The organism is Sphingomonas sp. ERG5, assembly GCF_000803065.1.
Lineage (GTDB): Bacteria > Pseudomonadota > Alphaproteobacteria > Sphingomonadales > Sphingomonadaceae > Sphingomonas.
The window spans coordinates 1-18393 of the sequence record NZ_JSXI01000075.1 but is presented as its reverse complement, the minus strand read 5'-3'; the positions used below and the strand labels follow the sequence as shown (position 1 = coordinate 18393).

The window sequence follows — 18393 nt, the reverse complement described above, 5'->3', positions numbered from 1 at the left end:
GTAAAAGCGCCGATCCGTTCACCCGCGGCAAGCGGCTATAGTTCGCTTGCCGCGGGTGAACGGATCGGCGCTTTTACCATCGACCGGCTGATCGGGCGCGGCGGCATGGGCGAAGTCTATCTCGCGCACCGGACCAGCACGGATTTCGAACAGCGCGTGGCGCTCAAGGTGCTGCGGGCCGAAGCGGCCGAGCGCGGCGGATTGTTCGACCGCGAGCGCCGGCTGCTCGCACGGCTCGAGCATCCGGGAATCGCCCGGCTGATCGACGGCGGCATCGGTCCCGACGGGCGGCCCTATATGGCGATGGAATATGTCGAAGGCGAACCGATCGATGCCTGGTGCCGGCGCACCGGGGCCGATCTGGCCACCCGGCTCAGGCTGTTTCGGGAGATTTGCGATGCGGTGGGGTATGCGCATGCCAATCTGGTGGTGCACCGCGATCTGAAGCCCTCCAATATCCTGATCGACACCGCCGGGCATGTCCGGCTGCTCGATTTCGGCATTGCCCGGTTGCTCGACGACAGCGCTGCGACGCCGGCCGCGACCCAGGCGATCCTGACCCCCGATTATGCCGCACCGGAGCAACTCGGCGGAGACACGGCGACGGTTGCCGCGGATGTCTATGCGCTCGGCGTGATCCTGTTCGAACTGATGACCGGGGCCGGCCCGTGGCACCGCGAGGGTGCGTCGGTGCCGTCGATCATCCGCCGCGTGCTTCACGAGGATCCGCCCTTGCCGAGCAAGGCGGCGAACCGAGCCGGCGCACCAATACCAAGCGACAGGATCGCGGGCGATCTCGACGCGATCATCCTGAAGGCAATGCGACGCTCCCCGCAAGAACGCTATCGCGGCGCGATCGATCTGGCGGATGACATCCGGCGTCATCAGGAACTGCGCCCGGTCCAGGCGCGTGCGGGTTCCACCCGCTACATGCTCGGGCGGTTCGTGCGGCGCTATCGCTGGGCGGTGGCGGCCAGCGCCGCCGCGATCGTCGCGATCCTGGTCGGCGCGGGAGGCATCGCCTGGCAGGCGCGGCAGACCGCGATCGAGCGCGATGTCGCGCTGAGCGAGGTTCGCCGCTCCGAGGCGATCAACCGGATGCTCACCGTCATGTTCCGCGATACCGCCGAAACCGACGCGGGCGCGGGAGCGACGGTGAAGCAGATGCTCGACCAGACCGCCGAGCGGCTGGTCGGGTCGCTCGACAACAGCGCGCGATCGGCAACGCTGATCACCACCCTGTCGGACCTGTATGTCAATCTCGAGGATGCAGCGGGCGCGGACGTGCTGCTGCGCCGCGCACTGTCCCGCGGGATCGGCGGCAACGATGCCGTTGCGACGGCGGAGATCAAGCTCCGTCTCGCCTCCTCGGCGGCGGCGATGAACAGGTCGGACGATATGGCGCCGTTGCTCGATGCCGCCGATGCCGTATTCCGCACCGACCCCGCCCGGTTCCCGACCGAACGGATGGAAGTGATCAGCGGACGCGCGCAGCTCGCCCGCCGCCAGGGCGATTATGATCGCGCGATCCGGTTGCTCGCGGATGCAATGCCCGAAGCGGACCGGGTCTATGCGGAAAATCATCGCGACCTGCTGACGCTCTACAACAATCTGCTCGTTTACATGATCGAGGCAAATCAGCTCGATGCGATGCCCGCGGTCTTCGCGCAGGCCGATGCCGCGCTGAAGCGCACCGGGCAGGAGGGGAGCGCACAGGGGCTGGCGATCGCTCAACTCAAGGGACTCAGGCTCCTGAGGCTGGGTGACGCCGCCCATGCGGAAACGATCCTCGAGCGGGTCGCGGCACAGCGCAAGACGGTGTTCGGCGAATCCGCCGGCCTTGCCGCCGATCTGCTCCAGGTCGGCAGGGCCAAGCTCGCGCTCGGCAAGTTCGACGAAGCGCGGCGGGTTCTGGCCGAGGCGCGCCCGATCGCAACCGAAAATCTGGGGCCGAGCGCCGTGCCCACGCTCGTCATCGGATTGGGACTGGCCGAAGCGATGGCGGAAACCGGCGATATTGCGCAAGCCGACAAGGTGCTGGGCGAGGTCGAACCCCTGGTGATAGCGATCGCCAGGCCGGGACTGACCCACGCCATCCTGGCCCGCGCCCAGGCAATCATACGGCTGAAACAGGGGCGCCTCGACGACGCGCGCGCGGCGCTGGATCATTCCGCCGCCATCCTCACAGGGCTAGGTCCGGCCGGCAGCTCCTATCTGAAGAGCTTCCCGCAGATCCGGGCGCGTATCGCGAGCGCGCGCTAGGGCGGGACGGGCCAAACGGGACCATCCCGTTCGGTTCGGTTCGAAACCGCGCTAGTCGGCCACCATGTCGCGATAAATCAATGCGCGCGCCTGGACCCACCAGCGCCGCACCGTGCGATCGCTCACGCCCAGCACTTCGGCGGTTTCGCGTTCATCCAGCCCGGCAAAGAAGCGGCAATCCACCACTTGCGCCAGATTGGGGTCCAGTTCGGACAGCTGCTTCAAGGCGTCGCCCAACCGAACAACCTCGCTATCCTCCGGAATGGCCGCAGCGAGCGAATCCAGGCTTTGGGTGAAAGAATAGGTCGGCGCGTCGCGCTTCGATGCCAGTCGCGCGCGCGCCGCATCGATCAGGATATGACGGATGGCGGTGGCCGCGCAGCCCAGGAAGTGCGTCCGGCTTTCCCACCCGTCGCGCTTGTGCAGCTTCAGATAGGCTTCGTTGATCAGCGCGGTGGTCTGCAGCGTCTGCCGCCCGCCGGCACGGAAATGCTCGCGCCGCGCAATGCTGTGCAGTTCCGCATACAGCGAAGCGACCAGATCGCCCGACGTGACCGCGGCCTTGTCGCCTGAAGGTGCGTCCGGTTTGATCGATCTTTCCCGCCGTGCCTGAAGCCTGAAACCCAGTGCGCATTTTATGGGCGCGGCATGGGGTGGATGGCAAGCGCGATCCGCCTCGCGGCTCTTCGCGCCGTCAGCCCTGACCGGGCTGGCGGATGGTGCGCCCCCCTCGCCCTGGCCATGGATGTGCTGATCGAAACGCCCGCATCCTGCGCGGCAAGAGCTTCGCAAAAATGGGGTTCAAGGCAGCGGCGTGAGCGCCGATTGCGTCGTTCACGCCGCTGCCTGTGCTCTGCTTCGATCGCTCTATTTCCGAACGGGGGTGGATCCCGACGCCGCCGCGACCTTCTCCGCCGCCGCCATCACGCGCAGGATATTGCCGCCCGCCAGCTTGGCGACATCCGCATCGCTCCAGCCGCGTCGCATCAGTTCGGCCATCAGCTGCGGATAGGTCGCGACATCGTTCAACCCATCGGGCAGTTCGTTGCCGGTGCCATCAAAATCCGATCCGATGCCGACATGATCCGGCCCGGCGATCTTGGCGATATGCTCGATATGATCGGCCACTTGCGCCAGAGTCACGCGCGGTGCGGGATGATCCTTCTCCCATTGCGCGAACGCCGCCTTCGCCTTGTCCGGCTGACCGATATAGAGACCGCCAAAGGGCGGGGCATTGAGCCGCGTCCGCTCGGCCCCACGATCCGCCGACCAGCGCCGGTAAGCATCGGAGACATAGCCCGGCGCATAATTGACCATCACCACGCCGCCATTCGCCGCGACCAGCTTGAGCACGTCGTCGGACACGTTGCGCGGATGATCGTCGAGCGCGCGCGCGCCCGAATGCGAATAGATCACCGGCGCCTTCGACACGCGCAGCGCGTCGCGCATCGTGGCTTCGCTGACATGGCTGAGGTCGACCAGCATGCCGAGCCGGTTGAGCTCGCGCACCACCTCTTCGCCGAACGCGGTCAGGCCATCATGTTTCGGATCGTCGGTGGCTGAGTCGGCCCAATCGATGGTCAGCGAATGGGTCAGCGTCAGATAACCGGCGCCAAGGTCGTGATAGGTGCGCAGCACCGACAGGCTGCCGTCGATCTGGCCGCCGCCCTCGACACCGATCATCGACGCGATGCGGCCGCTGCGCTGGATGCGTCGTACGTCATCCGCCGTACGGGCGAGCGCGAAGGTTTCCGGATAGCGCGCGGCGAGCTGGTGGACGAAGTCGATCTGTTCGAGCGTCTCCTTGACCTGCTGCGGCCCGGGCAGATTGGCCGAGACATAGACCGACCAGAACTGGCCGCCGACCATGCCCTTGCGCAGCCGCTCGATATCGGTGTTGTACGGCTGGGGCTTGCGGTCGAGGCCACTGCGCAGATCGATCGTCCAGCGCCCCTCCCCTTCGCGCTCGCGCAGCGTCTCCGGCCAGTCATTATGGCCATCGATGATCGGCGTCGCCTTGAGCACGCGCGCGACGCGCGCTTCCACATCCTGCGCCTGGGCGGGGACGGTGAACGCAACCAGTGCGACCGATGCGAACAGGCTCGCGGCCTTCAGGATCCGGCTCATTTGGCTGCCGCCACCGGTGCGAACAACAGATCCTGATAGTCGTAACTGAAATCCGCAATCGGAGAGACCGGCTTCATCGTGACACGCTCCACTTTACCTTCGGCATCGAGACCGAAGGTGACATAAGCCGGTTCGATCGTCTTGTCGTCAAAACGCGTGACGAATGTATCATATTGCCAATGATCGAGCCGGCCGCCCATGCGCGGGGTCGATTTGAAATCGATCGTCAGACCATCCTTCCCCTCCGCCACTTCGATATTGCCGTACCAGGGGTCGGCGAAGGTGCCGGTATAGCGCGCCGGTGCGAGCGACGGACCGACCTTTGCCGGCGTGGCCGCGCTGGCCTTGAACATCTCCAGCCCCTTGGCGACGCGACTTTTCTTGTAGGTCGAATATTTGGCCGGCCAGTCCGCCGCCGGCGCGCCGAGATAATGATCGAGCAGCTCGTACATCAACCCCTGAAGCAGCTCGCCGTCCTCGCTGTTGATCTCGATCGCGAAGCCGACATTCTTTTCCGGCAGCAGCACCACCATGGTCTGGAATCCGAACACCGCGCCGCCGTGCGAAACGATCTTCGCACCGCGATAATCCTGTATATCCCAGCCCAGTGCATAGCTGTGGAACTTGGCTTCGGTCGGTTTCAGATAATCCGGTCGTACCGTGATCGGCTGCAGCGTGACCGGCGTCCACATCTCCTTCGCCTGCGCTTCGCTGTACAATTGCCCGCCGCCCGGCAGTTTGCCGTGCGCGAGCTGGATCGTCAGCCATTTCGCCATGTCGACCGGGCTGACCGCGAGCCCGCCCGCCGGCGCCGCGTTGCGCGCCAGCCCGTCGCGCTCGTTGAGCACTTCCTGATCACCCGCGCCCCGCAGCCCGCTGCTCATCCGCGCATGCGGCTGGGCACGGTCGACGGTGGCGAAGAAGCTGTCATCGTCGCTGGTCGATACGGTCATGCCCGCCGGCTTCAGCACATGGTCGACGACATATTTTTCCCAGGTCTGGCCGGACACGGATTCGATCAGCTGGCCGGCGACCATGTAAAGGACATTGTCATAGGCGAAGCCGTCACGGAAACTCGTCGCTGGCTTGATGTAGCGCAGCCGCTTCACCGCCTCGGCGCGCGACAGATTGCTGCGCGGTACGAACATCAGATCGCCGGCACCAAGGCCAAGGCCGCTGCGGTGCACCAGCAAGTCGCGAATGGTCATTTCGCGCGTGACCCAGGAATCGTACATCTGGAAACCGGGCAGGCGGTCGATCACCTTGTCGTCCCAGCCGATCTTGCCGGCATCGACCAGCGTCGCGAGTGCCGCGACAGTGAAGGCCTTGCCGGTCGATCCGGTCGGAAAGATCGTATTGGGCGTAACCGGGTCGTTCGACCCAAGCTTCTTCTCGCCCCAGCCACGCGCGAGCACGGTCTTGCCGTTCTCGACGATGGCGATGGCCATGCCGGGCACGCCGACCGCCTTGCGCAATGTCTCGACGCGCGTTTCGATGTTCCGGGGTGGCGCGGCCAGGAGCGGGGCGGCGAGGATCGTCGATGCCCCAAGGCCGGCCAGGGCGAATGCGAGAAAATACCGTGTCATGAAGCCTCCGGGGATCGAATACGGCCGCGCCGCAGACGGATGACGCCAAAGGTCATCAGCGGCGCGACGTAGACGGCGAGGAAGATATAGGCGAGCGCGCGATAGCCCCTGGCGATCAGCGTCACGAGCCCGAAGCGATCGGCGAGCAGCATGCACATCACCAGCAGCACGAGCGCGATGGCGAGCCGCGCCGGATTGCCCAGCACCGCACCGCGCCGGACATGCCAGGCCTTGGCGATACGCTCGTTCACCGCATGGACGCCGCCGGTGCCGCTTTCGAGCAGCGCCGAGAAGATCATCAGCTGGAACAGCAAATGGAACACCGGATTGCCGAGTTGGGTCAGCAGATAGTCCGACGGCAGCACTTCGGCACCGATTTGCGGGTAGAAGGCGATCATGCACACGAAGAAGATGATCGCCGGGATCATCGCCAGCGGCCCGGCGATCAGCCCGGCGACCACTGCATCGCGATCGCTCGTCATGTGCCGCAGGACCGGCAGGATCACCACTGCGCCGATGATGTTGTAGCCGGCATAGGTGAGCCCGCCGAGCGCCCAGCCATCGGACGAAGCGGGCAGCGCGAAACCCGTCGCGATACGGTCGCCGAACCCGGAAAGCGCCAGCACCAGGAAAATTGCATAGACGCCGTAGAGCAGGAACGAGACATATTTGAACAATTGCTCGACCGCCGAATTGCCGAATCCGGCAAAGATCGCGATCCCGGCCATCAGCGCCAGCGTGCCGACGATCTGTGGCAGGCCCAGAGCGGCCTGGGCGATTGCGCCCGCCGCCGCGCCGAATACCGCGAGGATCAGCACGATGAACAGGACATAGGCGATCTCGAAGATTACCCAGCCACGTCCGAGCAGTGCCTCGAAAAAGCTCCGATAGTCACGCGCACCGGTCATTCGTGCGAACAGGAAGGTGGTCGCGGCGACCACACTCCAGATCAGCATCGCCAGCACCATGCCGGCGAGCCCGCCCCAGGGGCCGCTGGGCAGGAAGAACTCAGCGAGTTCGCGCCCCGTCGCATAGCCGCCACCGATGATCACTGCCTTGAAGGCGAAACCCGGCAACAGGAAGCGCTGAAACCAGCTCGACCCGGCGCCTGCCGATGCCCCGCTCATGCGAGACAAGCATCGATCAGGCGGTCGAACGATGCGCCACCACGGATCGGATCGACGACTGGCAAACCGAGCCGCTCGGCCTCGGCCGCGATCAGCGCTTCGGCGGTATCGACGTCGAGCGCGCCGGTGTTGAGGCTGACCCCGACGCAGCGGATCGCCGGGTTGGTCAACCGGCCGAGCGCGACGGTCTCGGCGATCACCGTTTCGATCGACGGCAAGGTATAGCCGGGATGGCCGAGCATCGCCGTGCGCCCGGGTTCATGACAAACGACGAACAGATCGGGCTGGCTGCCGTGGAGCAACCCAAGCGTCACCGCGGCATAGGCCGGATGGAACAACGACCCCTGCCCCTCGATCACATCCCAGTGATCGGGCGCGGCATCGGGGCTGAGCATCTCCGCCGCCCCGGCGAGGAAGTCGGACACGACCGCGTCCATCGGAATCCCTGCGCCGGCAATCATGATCCCGGTCTGGCCAGTCGCGCGGAAATCGGCATCGACGCCGCGCGCCTGGAGCGTGCGTGCGATGGCGAGCGCAGTGTATTTCTTGCCCAGCGCGCAATCGGTCCCGACGGTCAGCAGTCGCTTCCCGCCCCGCTTCTTGCCGGTACCGACGGGAATCCCCGGCGGCGGGGTGCGCACGTCGATCAACTGGCGGCCGAGCCTGTCGGCGGCCTCGCGCAGAACGGGCATGTCGCCGAGCTTCATGTGCATTCCGCTGACCAGGTCGAGACCGGCCTCAAGGGCTTCGATCAGCCCGCTGATCCAGCTTGGCGGGATCACCCCACCCGAATTGGCCACACCGATGATCATCACCTGCGCGCCGCGCGTCCGCGCTTCAGCTGGCGTGAGACGCGGCAGCCCGGTCGAGACCGTCGCACCGGCAAGGGCATATTCGCCGACGCAGCGGTCACCCGCCCAGTCGCGCAGGCCGAACGACGTTTTGGCATAGCCGGATATGGTCGTGTCGCCGAGGAACAACAGGCAGGGCTGTGGCAAGGCCCCGGATGCCCGCTCACGGGGTTCGCGCTGGGCGAGAGTAATGGACATATGATCTTCCGTCAGAATGAGAAACCGGGGGTAGCATCGATCGTGCACGGCCAGGCCCGTGATGCAGCGGGAAAAAGCGGCGACAAGGCGGTCGGGATGCCGGGTGCCTTGCGAACATTGGCCATGATTGCTTCCCCCTGTCCTGTTGCCGAGCCGTCCTTGCAGCCTTTGTTATTTCCACACCGCGCCAAGCAGCCGATGGAAATTGCCGCCAAGCAAGAGCGCAATATTCGCGTCGGACCAGCCGCGCCGGATCAGCTCCTCGGTCAGGTCGAACATCTTCATCGGATGATCGAACCCTTCGATGTCGATCTTGTCGCGAAAGGCGTAGCTCGCCTTGTAGCTTGCCTTGAGCGCCGCATACTGGTCCGGCGGCATATCGTCATAGCCGTTGAGATCGGCGTCCGAGCCGATGCCGACATGGTCGATGCCGATCAGCTTCACGACATGGTCGATATGGTCGACCATGTCGGACAGCGTCGTCGGATCCGTCGCCTTGACGAACATGCGCACGCCGCTGATCCCCATCACGCCATCGGTCTTGCCAAGCGCGAGGATCGCTTCGTCGGTCTTGGCGCGCGGATGATTGCACAAGGCGCGACAGTTCGAATGGGTGATCGCAATCGGTTGTTTCGACAATTTGATCGCGTCGAGCGTGGTGCGATCGCCGCTGTGCGACACATCGACCAGCATGCCGGCCGAATTCATCGCCGTGATGATCCCTTCGCCGAAATCGCTGACCCCGCCATCGACCCGGTCAGTGCTGCCCGACCCGATCAGATTCTGCGTGTTGTAGGTCAGCTGGGCACAGCGCAGCCCTAGCCGGTAAAACAGCAGCACATCCTCGGGCGCGGCGAATTGTTCGGCATTCTGGAGGCCCATGATCATGCCGATCTTGCGCTCCGCCTTGGCGCGGTCGAGATCCTTGATGCTGCCGACCAGCGAGAACAAGTCGCTGTTGCGCCCGGCGAATCCCTGCCACGAGGCGAGGAAGATCAGCGCTTCTTCGCGCGCCTGCGCCCCGCCGATCCCGATGGAATTATGGAAGCCGGTGATGCCGCAGGCGCGGAAATCGGCGACCTGCTGCGCGGTCAGCGGGCGCGAAAACACGTCCGGCGTGAAGTCGAGCTTGGGCACCGCCAGCATGTCGATGACCAGGGTCTTTGCGAGGATGTCGAGCGTGCGCTTCGAATAGCGTTTCGCCGATCCCGGCGCGGCGGCGAAACTGCCCGAATTGATCATCGGAAAGCCGAACGCAGTCCCCGCGACAGCGCCCGAGATCGCGCCGCGCAAAACCATGCGACGGCTTGGACTAGGCAGCGTATTCATCCGGATCCCCTCATGTTCGATTCTTTGTCCGATACAGGATAGTATTGTCCTGATTGGAGAACTGTCAAACTATTTGGCAATCCAGGTCGGATCGACGCTGCGCACCGGCCGGTCAAGCAGGCGCAGCAATATCGCAGCGGCGACCGCGATCGCAGCGAGCAGGGCGAAGAAGGAGGCGTGCGCGGTCCTGCTCCACAACATGCCGACCAAGCCGGCCGAGAGGCTGCCGCTGAAGATTGCGAGATACCAGGCGGCGACGGTGGTCGCACCGAGCCGGGGCGGCGCGAGCCGCGCGAACAGGCCGAGCCCGGTCGGCAGGATGAACAATTCGCCAAGCGTGAAGATCGCAAAAAACAGCACAAACCACAGCCAGTCGGCGCGCGCGCCACCGCCGCTCCATTCGACCAGGGCGAGTAGCAGATAAGCGGCCGCGACGATCATCGCCCCCAATGCCATGCGCCGCGCCGGCGCGGTGTCGCGCCCGGCATCGGCGCGGCGGCGCCAATAGGCGAGCAAGGGTGGCGTCATCAGCATCACCATCAGCGGGTTGAGCGACTGGAACCAGGTCATCGGAATCGAGACGCTGCCCAGCGATCGATCGACCCCGGTATCGGCCCAGAGTGAGACGGTATTGCCGACCTGTTCATAGGCGCCGCGAAACACGGTCACAGACAAGGCGATGGCAAGCAGCACGACGAAGGTGCGCTTGTGATCTGCCCAGCGCGTTGCCGGTAAATCCTGCGTCGGCACGCGCGGCGCCTCGGGCGGAAGGTAGCGCTGGCCCTTCATATAGATGATCAGGCCGAGCAGCATGCCGATCCCGGCAGCACCAAAGCCGTAATGCCAGCCATAGACTTCGCCGAGTGTGCCGCAGATCAGCGGCGCCAGGAATCCGCCGATGTTCACCCCGACATAATAGACATTATAGGCCCAGCTGCGGCGCGGATCGCCCGCCTTGTACAGGTCGTTGATCTGGCTCGGCAGGCTCGGCAGGAACAGGCCGTTGCCCAGCGCGATCGTCGCCAGCGCAACATAGAAGAGCGGTTCGAACGCCATCATGAAATGGCCGACGGCCATGATGCTGGCGCCGATGACCACCGCGCGACGCTTGCCGAGCAAGCGATCGGCGATCACCCCGCCGATGATCGGCGTGAAATAGGCGCAGGCGGTATAGGCGCCATAGACGAACGAGGAATGCCCTTGCCCCAGCAGCAGTTGCTTGGTCATGTAATAGACCAGCAGCGCGCGCATGCCGTAATAGGAGAATTGCTCCCACATATTGGTCAGGAACAACACGGTAAGCCCGCGCGGCTGGCCGAACCAGGTCGGCTCCGCCCTTGTGTCGGTCACGCGGTAACGACCGCTTCGCTTCCCCAGACCATATCGGAACACCATGCGGTGCCGTCTCGATAGACCATGCCCGGCGAACGATCCTGTTTGAGGAAGATCGGTCCGTCGAGATCGTTGAGGTCGCAGACCTGGCCGAGCACGAAGCCCGGCGCCATGCCCAGGCTGGTGCAGACCATGTTGCCGACCATCACGCCAAGCCCGGCATCTCGCGCCGCAGCGGCGATCATCAGCCCCTCGGTCAGGCCACCGCACTTGTCGAGCTTGATGTTGAACACATCGAAGCGGCCGGCCAGCCCGGTGACATCGCCGAGCGTCAGCGCGCTTTCGTCAGCCGCGATTGGGATCGGCGAACGATACCCGTCGAGATCGGCTTCGCGACCCCGCGCCAGCGGCTGTTCGATCAGCGAGACATCGGCGGCAACCATCGCCGCGACCAGTGCGTCAAGATCGCCGATCCTGAAGCCCTGATTGCCATCGACGCCAAGCCAGACGTCAGGCCGAGCCGCGCGGATCGCCGTGACCCGCGCAATGTCGAGATCGAGCTCCCCGGTCAGCTTGATCTTGATCGACCGCGCATGATCGAACGCTTTGGCACCCGCAGCCATTGTCGCCGGGGCGTCGGCGCCGAGGGTGAAGGTGGTGACCAGTGGCCGCGGCGCATCGAGCCCGGCCAATGCCCAGATCGGTTTGCCTGTCTGTTTCGATTCCAGTTCCCACAGTGCCGCGTCGAGCGCGTTGCGCGCGCCCCCGGCAGGAAGGATGCCGCGCAACGCGTCGCGCGACACCCCCTGCTCGATTACTCCCCGAACGCCTTCGATCGCGGCGCGCATCGCCGGCACATCGTCGCCGAGATAATAGACCCCCGACGCCTCGCCGCGCCCCTGGTGATCGCCATCGTCCAGGGTGACGACGATCACGTCTGCGGTATCGAACACATAGCCCGAAATGCGGAAAGGAGCGGCAAGACGGAGCGTTTCATTGACGACCGAAAGTCGCAGCCTGGTCATCAGAAGTTCACCGTCATCGCGATCAGGCCGAAGGTCCAGGCGACATAGAACACCGTCAGCGTCGCGATCAGCAACAACACCGACCAGAGCTTGCTGAACCAGCCGCGCTTACCCTGCCAGGTGATCCACAGATTCCAGCCCGCCAGCAGCACGCCGCCGCCAAAGGCGATCGCGCCGACAATCTGGAGCAGCCACAACATGCCGTCGGAGCCCGAGGTGAGGTTGGAGATGTCCCCCATCAGCTTGGTGAAGCCAATTATCCAGCCAACCAGCGCGGCAAGGACCAGCCCGGCGCCGATGCGGACGCCGCGATAGGCCTGGCGGGCGCGCCCTTCGAGCGCGAGCGGCGCCTTGTAGCGGCGGCGGATCAGCGCGGCGATCGGCCATTGCAGCAGAGTCAGCGCCAGCACGCCGAGGCTGGCATAAAGCAACGGCAGGAGCCAGGTGGCGGATTGCGAGGCGGGTGCACGGTCGAAGACCATGAAGGGCGACACGCCGTCGAAGCTCCAGCGCACGACCTTACCATCGACGACCTTGGCCGCGAGCCGCTCATGCCCGCCAACCTGCCGCCACACGAACGGCGCGATCTCGACCCATTTCGACGGCACGCCATTCAGGCCATGCACCATCGGCACCACCAGATTGCCTTTGTCGTCGACACTGATCGTGGCCTGGCCGATCAAATTGGTGATTGCCATGAAGCTGGTTTCCTGGCGGCGGCTGTTGAGCCAGTTGCCAACCATCAGTTTCGCGTGCTCGGCCGACGTCTTCGCATCGACCTTGCCGTCGGCGGTGGCGATCGAGGGAAGGTAGCGGTCGGCGAAATCCTGGAACATCGCACCGCGCAGTCCGCCGACCGCGCCGTTCTTCCCGGCACTGTTGAACGAGACGTAGAAGCCGACATTTTCCTTCATGAACAGGTGCAGCGAGGTGTGGAAGACAGTGGTGTCGCCAAGATGGGCGATGACCTGGCGTCCATTGATGTTGGTTTCGAAAAAGCCGAGCTCCATGCGGTTGAGCGGCGGCACGACATCCAGCGGCGAATCGTGCATGAGGCGCGCTGTTTCAGGCTTCATCAGCCCGGCGCCCTGGTTGAGATGCGCAACCATGAAGCGCGCCATGTCGCTGCCCGGCGAGGCCAGGCTGCCGGCCGGCGCCGGCCCGACGATCTCATATTTGACCGGATCGGCCGAGGCCTGCGGATAGCCCGTTGCCATCAATGGCGCGAGCTGTGCCGGCAAGGGCTGGCGGAAGGACGAATGGGCCATGCCGAGCGGCTTGAAGATGTGCTGATCGACATAATCGTCGAACGACTGGCCGCTGACGCGCTCAACGATGTAGCCGGCAAGCGCGGTCGCATAGTTGGAATAGGAGGGCGTCGTGCCCGGCGTGTAGATGCGGTGGGGCAGCCCGTGCTTCACATAGTCGCCGAGCGAGGTCAGGTTTTTCGAATCGAAGAACATGATCTCCTTGCCATGCTCCTCGAACCCGCTGGTATGCTGCATGATCTCACGCATCGTGACAGGCTTGCCGTCCTTCAGCGGAATCTTGAAGTCGATATATTTGTTCACATCGGCGTCGAGATCGATCTTCCCCGCCTCGACCTGCTGCATGACGGCAGTCCAGGTGAACAGTTTCGACACCGAGCCCGGGCGGAACAGGGTGAGGTCGGGATCGACCGGCTTGCGAGTCGCGACATCGGCATAACCGAAGCCGCGCTTGGTCACGATCTGTCCGTCCTTGACGACCACCACCACCGCACCGGCAATATCGCCGGTCTTGAGCGCATAAGGCATATAACCGTCGAGCCAGCTATCCAGATCCTGCTTGGTCAGCGACACTTGGCCCGCGATCAGCGGCTGGGGCTGCGCCGCAGTGGCGAGCGGCTTGGCGACAGGGGCCGGCGTCGGCGCGAGTGTGGCGGATTGCTGCGCGGCGGTGACGCCGCCGATCAACGCCAGCGCGGCGGCAGCGAATAATTTTATCGATCGCATATCGGGACCCCCTCTTTATCGGCCTTGCCCGCAGCTGGGATTGCCTCGCTGCGGATGAACCATTACCTTGGTCGAAATGTTCTGATTAAGACATGATGATCCTAATCGGAAAATTGTCAACATAGCCTGGGAGAGATTCGACATAGTGGCATCGACCAACCCCACGCTCGGCGCACTGCTCCGGGGACTGCGTAACCGCGAAGGCTGGACGCTGAAGGAGATGAGCGCGAAAAGCGGCATCCCGGTTTCGACCCTGTCCAAGATCGAGCATGACCGGCTGACGCTCACCTATGACAAGCTGCTCCAGCTCAGCCAACGGCTGGGTTTGCGCATGTCGGAGCTATTCTCGGAATCGACCGACACCGCCGAACAACCCGTCACCGCGCGACGCAGCATTGGCGATTTGTCACGCGCGGTTCGCGTTGAGACGCCCAATTACGATTATTATTATCTCTGCACCGAGTTGCGGCGGAAGCGCATGATCCCGGTGCTCACCACGATCCGCGCCAGGAGCGTCGAGGAATTCGGTGAACTCGTCCACCATTCGGGCGAAGAATATATCTATGTGATTGAGGGCGGGATCGAGATCCACACTGAATTCTACGATCCGGTCACGCTCAAAAAGGGCGAATCGATCTATATCGATTCCAACATGGGCCATGCCTATCTGACCGCGAAGGGCTTTGACGAGGCACAGGTGCTTGGCGTCTGTTCGAGCGCCGATGAAGGCCTGATGGAATCGCTGCTGAATCTGCACGAAGGCGAAGTGTCCGTGCCCGCCGGAGCCGGTAGCTAGGTCGCCCTCAGCCGCCGCCGGCACTGCCGGCGGCGACCCGGGTCGGGACTTAGGCGGCGCGCAGCAATTCGAGCTGCTGCAGGGCGGTGACGCCGTCGTCCAGGCCGACCTCTTCGACGATCTTGCCGTTCTCGATCCGCAATACCGTCGTGCCGGTGAAGCGCATCGTGCGGCCGGAGGCGGCGGGGAGCGATCCGATCAGGAAATCCGCAAACGCCGGGCCAGTATGCGTGCCGCCACCGATCCAGCGGCCGACCACATGATCGCCCTCGGCAATCAGCTCCGCGGCACCGGCGAAGGCGAGATCGGGGAAGGCTTCGCGGAATCCGGTCATGAACGCTTTGATATCGTCATGACCGCGGCGCGGTTCATGCAGCGAATATTGCAGCAGCATATCCGGCGCCGCGAGTTCGTCGACGATGCCGAGATCGCAATTCTCACCCCAAAAGGAGGTGAACCAGCGTCCGACAATGGCCTTGTTATCTTCTTCCTTCGACATTTCATGAGTTCCTTGTTTGCCAGACCGACGATGTGGATCTGCAACCCAGGGATTAGACTGCGGCATCAGCCCGCAAACTCCGGCGCTTGCGATCAAAATCATTGCCTGGACAGCGAGTCTCCCACGTCGGCCGCGTGACAATGCTCTCTCGATCCTGCGTCAGCCTACCTATCAGACGCGGGCAGTCGCCAATTCGCAGGGCCGCACCGGTGACGAGCAGGCGGAGATCGCCGCTGTCACGGAGAACAGGGTGGAAAATACGCCACAAGCCATCCCTTCGAGATGGCATCGCCAGTCATTCCGCGTCTGCGCGCCGCGCATCGATGCGATTGCGCACGGTCCGAAATGCCGCCAGCGCCTTTGCCGAAAGCGCGCGGCCGGTCCCCGTATCGATCGACAGCGGATTTACCGGCTGGCCGTCGATATGCACTTCATAATGCAGATGCGGCCCGGTCGAACGGCCAGTGGTGCCGACTTCGCCGATCTGCTGCCCCTGCACGACCCGCATGCCGGGCACGATCCCGGCGGCGATGCGATTCATGTGCAGGTACAGCGTTTCCCAGCCATTATCGTGGTGCAGCTTGACGAAATTGCCGTTCGGACCCTTCGGACCCGCGAACACGACGCTGGCATCGCCGGCGGCGTAGATCGGTGTTCCGGTTGGTGCGGCGAAGTCGGTGCCGCGATGCATCTTCACGAAACCCAGGATCGGATGGTCGCGCATGCCGAAGCCCGAACTGATCCGTGCGGCCTCCACCGGCGTGCGCATCAACGCGCGTCGCGTGCTGCGGCCATTGCTGTCGAACCACTCCGCCTTCGCCTCGCCCGGCGCGCGAAAACGGTAGAGCGCGCGCGATTTGGCGGCGGTGGATAGCGAGGCATAGACCAGCACCGGCGCCCCCACTTCGTCGCCCGACCGATTATAGCCCTGCTCGAAGCCGGCTTCGATAATGTCACCGGGCGCGACTTCGCGCTGCAAATCGAAATCGAATTGAAAGGCATTCGCGAAGTCGCTGACGAGCACGTCGCTGATTCCCGCCGCCACCGCCGAGCTGTAGAAGCTCTGCGCGTCCAGCTCGCCGCGCACGATGCGCAGCTTTTGAGACAATTGGGCAGTCTGACGTGTCTCGGTCAGGCTGCCATCCTTCTTCGTCACCAGGGTAATACCGGTTCCGTCCGATCGGGTGGCCGTCAAACCTTCCAGATGCGGACCACCGCTCGCCCTGCGGTACTCGAACGAAACCCTGAGTTCGCCCGGCTCGGCGCCCAGTGCCGCCGCCGTGCGCTGCGTCACGGCGTCCACATCGGCGCGCGCAAAGCCGGCGGCGAGCAGGTTGGGCGTTAAATCCGCCACACTCGGCACGACGATCGTGCTGCTGTTGACGTCCGGCGCGGCAGGCAGTTCGCGATCGGGCACAGGTGCCGTGGCGACGGCAGGTGGCGAAGCAGAAGGGCGTGCCGACCAGGCGGCAACCGCCCCCAGCAACATGATCGACGCGCCCGATCCGAGCGCCACCCAGCGCCTCCTCCCTTTGCCTCCCTGAGACGAGGGCGCAGGCGGCGTGCCATGCGGCGGGACAGGAGCCAACGGGTCCGCGGCGGTGGGCGGTGCGGGCGCATCCCAGCTGCGCGGATCGAATGAGGGCGCGTCGGGCGATGGCTTCCCCGGGGCCATGCCCCAGGACCGTGGATCATAGGACGGCTCAGAATCGTCGCGTTCGCCCACAGAAGCCTTTCCGTCGCTGATTAAACTATTGCCCAGTCAGGCCGCTGCGGCAATAACCGATCGTGCGCGCCTGGGCGATTCCGCTCATGCCCGCCAGTTGCGCTGGGGAAGACGATTGACTGGAAAAAACCGGGTCGCCTGGCACGAGGGTATGTTCCTGCGGCCGCAGCATTTCCAGGCGCAGGACCGCTTTACCGAGGCGCAACTTCGGGCGCGGGTCGATACGATCCGGCCCTGGCCCTGGGGCCTGACCGAATTGGTGATCGACGAGGATCTCGCGACGATCGGCAAGTTCGCGATTCAGCGCGCGTCCGGCGTGCTTCCCGACGGTACGCCTTTCGCCATTCCCGACGACATCCCACCGCCCGAGCCGCTTGATGTGCCCGGCGACGCCCGGGATGCGCTCGTCTATCTCACCTTGCCAGCAAGCCAGCTGGGCAGTGTGCAATTCCGCGATTCCGAAACGCGGTCGCAGGATGCGCGCTATCTGGTGACCGAGGCCGAGATCGCCGATGCCTATTCCGAGGACCGCACCAGCGAACCGATCGGGCTTGGCCAGCCCAATTTGCGCTACGGTATCACGCGCGATCAGACCTATGGTCGCGTGTCGCTCGGGCTGGTCCGCATTCGCGAGATCCAGAACAAGCGGCTGATGTTCGACGACCGCTATATTCCGCCAACACTCGATATTGCGGCGGCGATACGGCTTGGCGGCGGCCTGGCCGATATTGTCGGCCGTGCGCAGCAGCGGAGTGGCGAACTCGCCGTACGGGCGGTCGAGGCGACCGACGGCGGATCGGATACTTTTGCGAGCTTCCTGCTGCTGCAAGCGCTCAATCGGTGGCTGCCAGTGCTGGAGCACCTCCAGTTTCTGCCCACCGTCCACCCCGAACGGCTATACGAAGCGCTGACCTCGATGGCGGGTGAGCTTGCAACGCTGATCCGTCCCGAGCGCCGGCCACCGCCTTTGCCGCGGTACGATCACGAGAATCCGCAAATCTGTTTCGAACCCGTCTTCGACTTGCTCCAGTCAATGCTGTCGGCGGTGTTCGAACGGTCGGCGATGCAGCTCCCGCTCGACCTGGCCGGCCCCGGTGCCTATGTGTCGAAGATCACCGATCATCAGCTCTACAAGACCGGATATTTCTATCTGGCGGTCGCCGCCGCCGCGCCGGTCGAAGAAATCCGCGGGCTGTTCCCGTCGGTCGCGAAAATCGGCCCGGTTCAGAAGATGCGCCAGATCGTCGATTCGGCCTTGCCCGGCGTTCCCTTGCGCCACACCCCGACACCGCCGCCACAGCTGCGCATCTTGCCGGGATTCGTCTATTTCGAGCTCGATCGCGGCGTACCCGACTGGCAGGAATTCGCCACCGCCACGGCGCTTGGCCTGCACGTCGCGGGTGACTGGCCACAGCTCAAGCTCGAACTATGGTGCGTCAAGAAAGCGGCACGATGAGCGGCGATGATGGAGACAAGACCGTCTTTCGACCGTCTCCGTTGCAGAATCTGAAGCGCGGGGACACGCCGGGACAACCCCAGGG

Annotated in this window: 14 protein-coding genes; 3 read left to right on the top strand and 11 right to left on the bottom strand. The window is 64.4% G+C overall.

Annotation, left to right across the window (positions count from 1 at the left end):
- Positions 1–2262: serine/threonine-protein kinase (locus tag OO12_RS24215; protein WP_034161347.1), on the top strand; the 2262-nt coding region annotated here is incomplete at its 5' end.
- Positions 2263–2313: 51 nt separating this feature from the next.
- Here OO12_RS24215 and OO12_RS24210 read toward each other — a convergent pair.
- From OO12_RS24210 to OO12_RS24170, 9 genes are all read right to left on the bottom strand, one after another.
- Positions 2314–3054: an ECF-type sigma factor gene (locus tag OO12_RS24210; RefSeq protein WP_235365002.1), complete on the bottom strand. Its 741-nt coding sequence runs from the start codon at positions 3052–3054 to the stop codon at positions 2314–2316.
- A gap of 75 nt (positions 3055–3129) precedes the next feature.
- Positions 3130–4389 carry a dipeptidase gene (locus tag OO12_RS24205; RefSeq protein WP_034161346.1) on the bottom strand — a complete coding sequence of 420 codons (1260 nt, stop codon included), beginning with the start codon at positions 4387–4389 and terminating at the stop codon, positions 3130–3132.
- On the bottom strand, positions 4386–5975 hold the full coding sequence (locus tag OO12_RS24200; protein ID WP_034161345.1) for a serine hydrolase: 1590 nt from the start codon (positions 5973–5975) through the stop codon (positions 4386–4388). The genes OO12_RS24205 and OO12_RS24200 overlap by 4 nt, the downstream gene beginning before the upstream one ends.
- On the bottom strand, positions 5972–7102 hold the full coding sequence (locus OO12_RS24195) for a YkvI family membrane protein (protein ID WP_034161344.1): 1131 nt from the start codon (positions 7100–7102) through the stop codon (positions 5972–5974). The genes OO12_RS24200 and OO12_RS24195 overlap by 4 nt, the downstream gene beginning before the upstream one ends.
- Positions 7099–8151 carry a DUF1611 domain-containing protein gene (locus tag OO12_RS24190; protein WP_034161343.1) on the bottom strand — a complete coding sequence of 351 codons (1053 nt, stop codon included), beginning with the start codon at positions 8149–8151 and terminating at the stop codon, positions 7099–7101. Before OO12_RS24190 ends, OO12_RS24195 begins: the two co-directional genes overlap by 4 nt.
- Positions 8152–8322: 171 nt before the next feature.
- Positions 8323–9480 (bottom strand): dipeptidase, encoded by a 1158-nt coding sequence (locus OO12_RS24185; protein WP_034161342.1) that lies wholly within the window; start codon positions 9478–9480, stop codon positions 8323–8325.
- A gap of 69 nt (positions 9481–9549) precedes the next feature.
- A complete protein-coding gene (locus OO12_RS24180; RefSeq protein WP_034161341.1) occupies positions 9550–10830 on the bottom strand; it encodes a peptide MFS transporter in 1281 nt (426 codons plus the stop codon).
- Positions 10827–11837: a dipeptide epimerase gene (locus tag OO12_RS24175; RefSeq protein WP_034161340.1), complete on the bottom strand. Its 1011-nt coding sequence runs from the start codon at positions 11835–11837 to the stop codon at positions 10827–10829. Before OO12_RS24175 ends, OO12_RS24180 begins: the two co-directional genes overlap by 4 nt.
- On the bottom strand, positions 11837–13831 hold the full coding sequence (locus OO12_RS24170; RefSeq protein ID WP_034161339.1) for a serine hydrolase domain-containing protein: 1995 nt from the start codon (positions 13829–13831) through the stop codon (positions 11837–11839). Before OO12_RS24170 ends, OO12_RS24175 begins: the two co-directional genes overlap by 1 nt.
- A gap of 220 nt (positions 13832–14051) precedes the next feature.
- Here OO12_RS24170 and OO12_RS24165 point away from each other — a divergent pair, with 220 nt between their 5' ends.
- Positions 14052–14627: a helix-turn-helix domain-containing protein gene (locus OO12_RS24165; protein WP_443024600.1), complete on the top strand. Its 576-nt coding sequence runs from the start codon at positions 14052–14054 to the stop codon at positions 14625–14627.
- A 49-nt stretch (positions 14628–14676) separates the two neighbouring features.
- Here OO12_RS24165 and OO12_RS24160 read toward each other — a convergent pair whose 3' ends face one another.
- On the bottom strand, positions 14677–15126 hold the full coding sequence (locus OO12_RS24160; protein ID WP_034161337.1) for an ester cyclase: 450 nt from the start codon (positions 15124–15126) through the stop codon (positions 14677–14679).
- Between the two features lie 295 nt (positions 15127–15421).
- On the bottom strand, positions 15422–16642 hold the full coding sequence (locus tag OO12_RS27245; protein WP_160296902.1) for a M23 family metallopeptidase: 1221 nt from the start codon (positions 16640–16642) through the stop codon (positions 15422–15424).
- A gap of 325 nt (positions 16643–16967) precedes the next feature.
- On the opposite strand from OO12_RS27245, the gene tssK reads away from it, so the two are divergent.
- Entirely contained in the window at positions 16968–18308 is a 1341-nt protein-coding gene (tssK, locus tag OO12_RS24150) for a type VI secretion system baseplate subunit TssK (RefSeq protein ID WP_034161336.1), read from the top strand.
- Positions 18309–18393 lie beyond the last annotated feature (85 nt).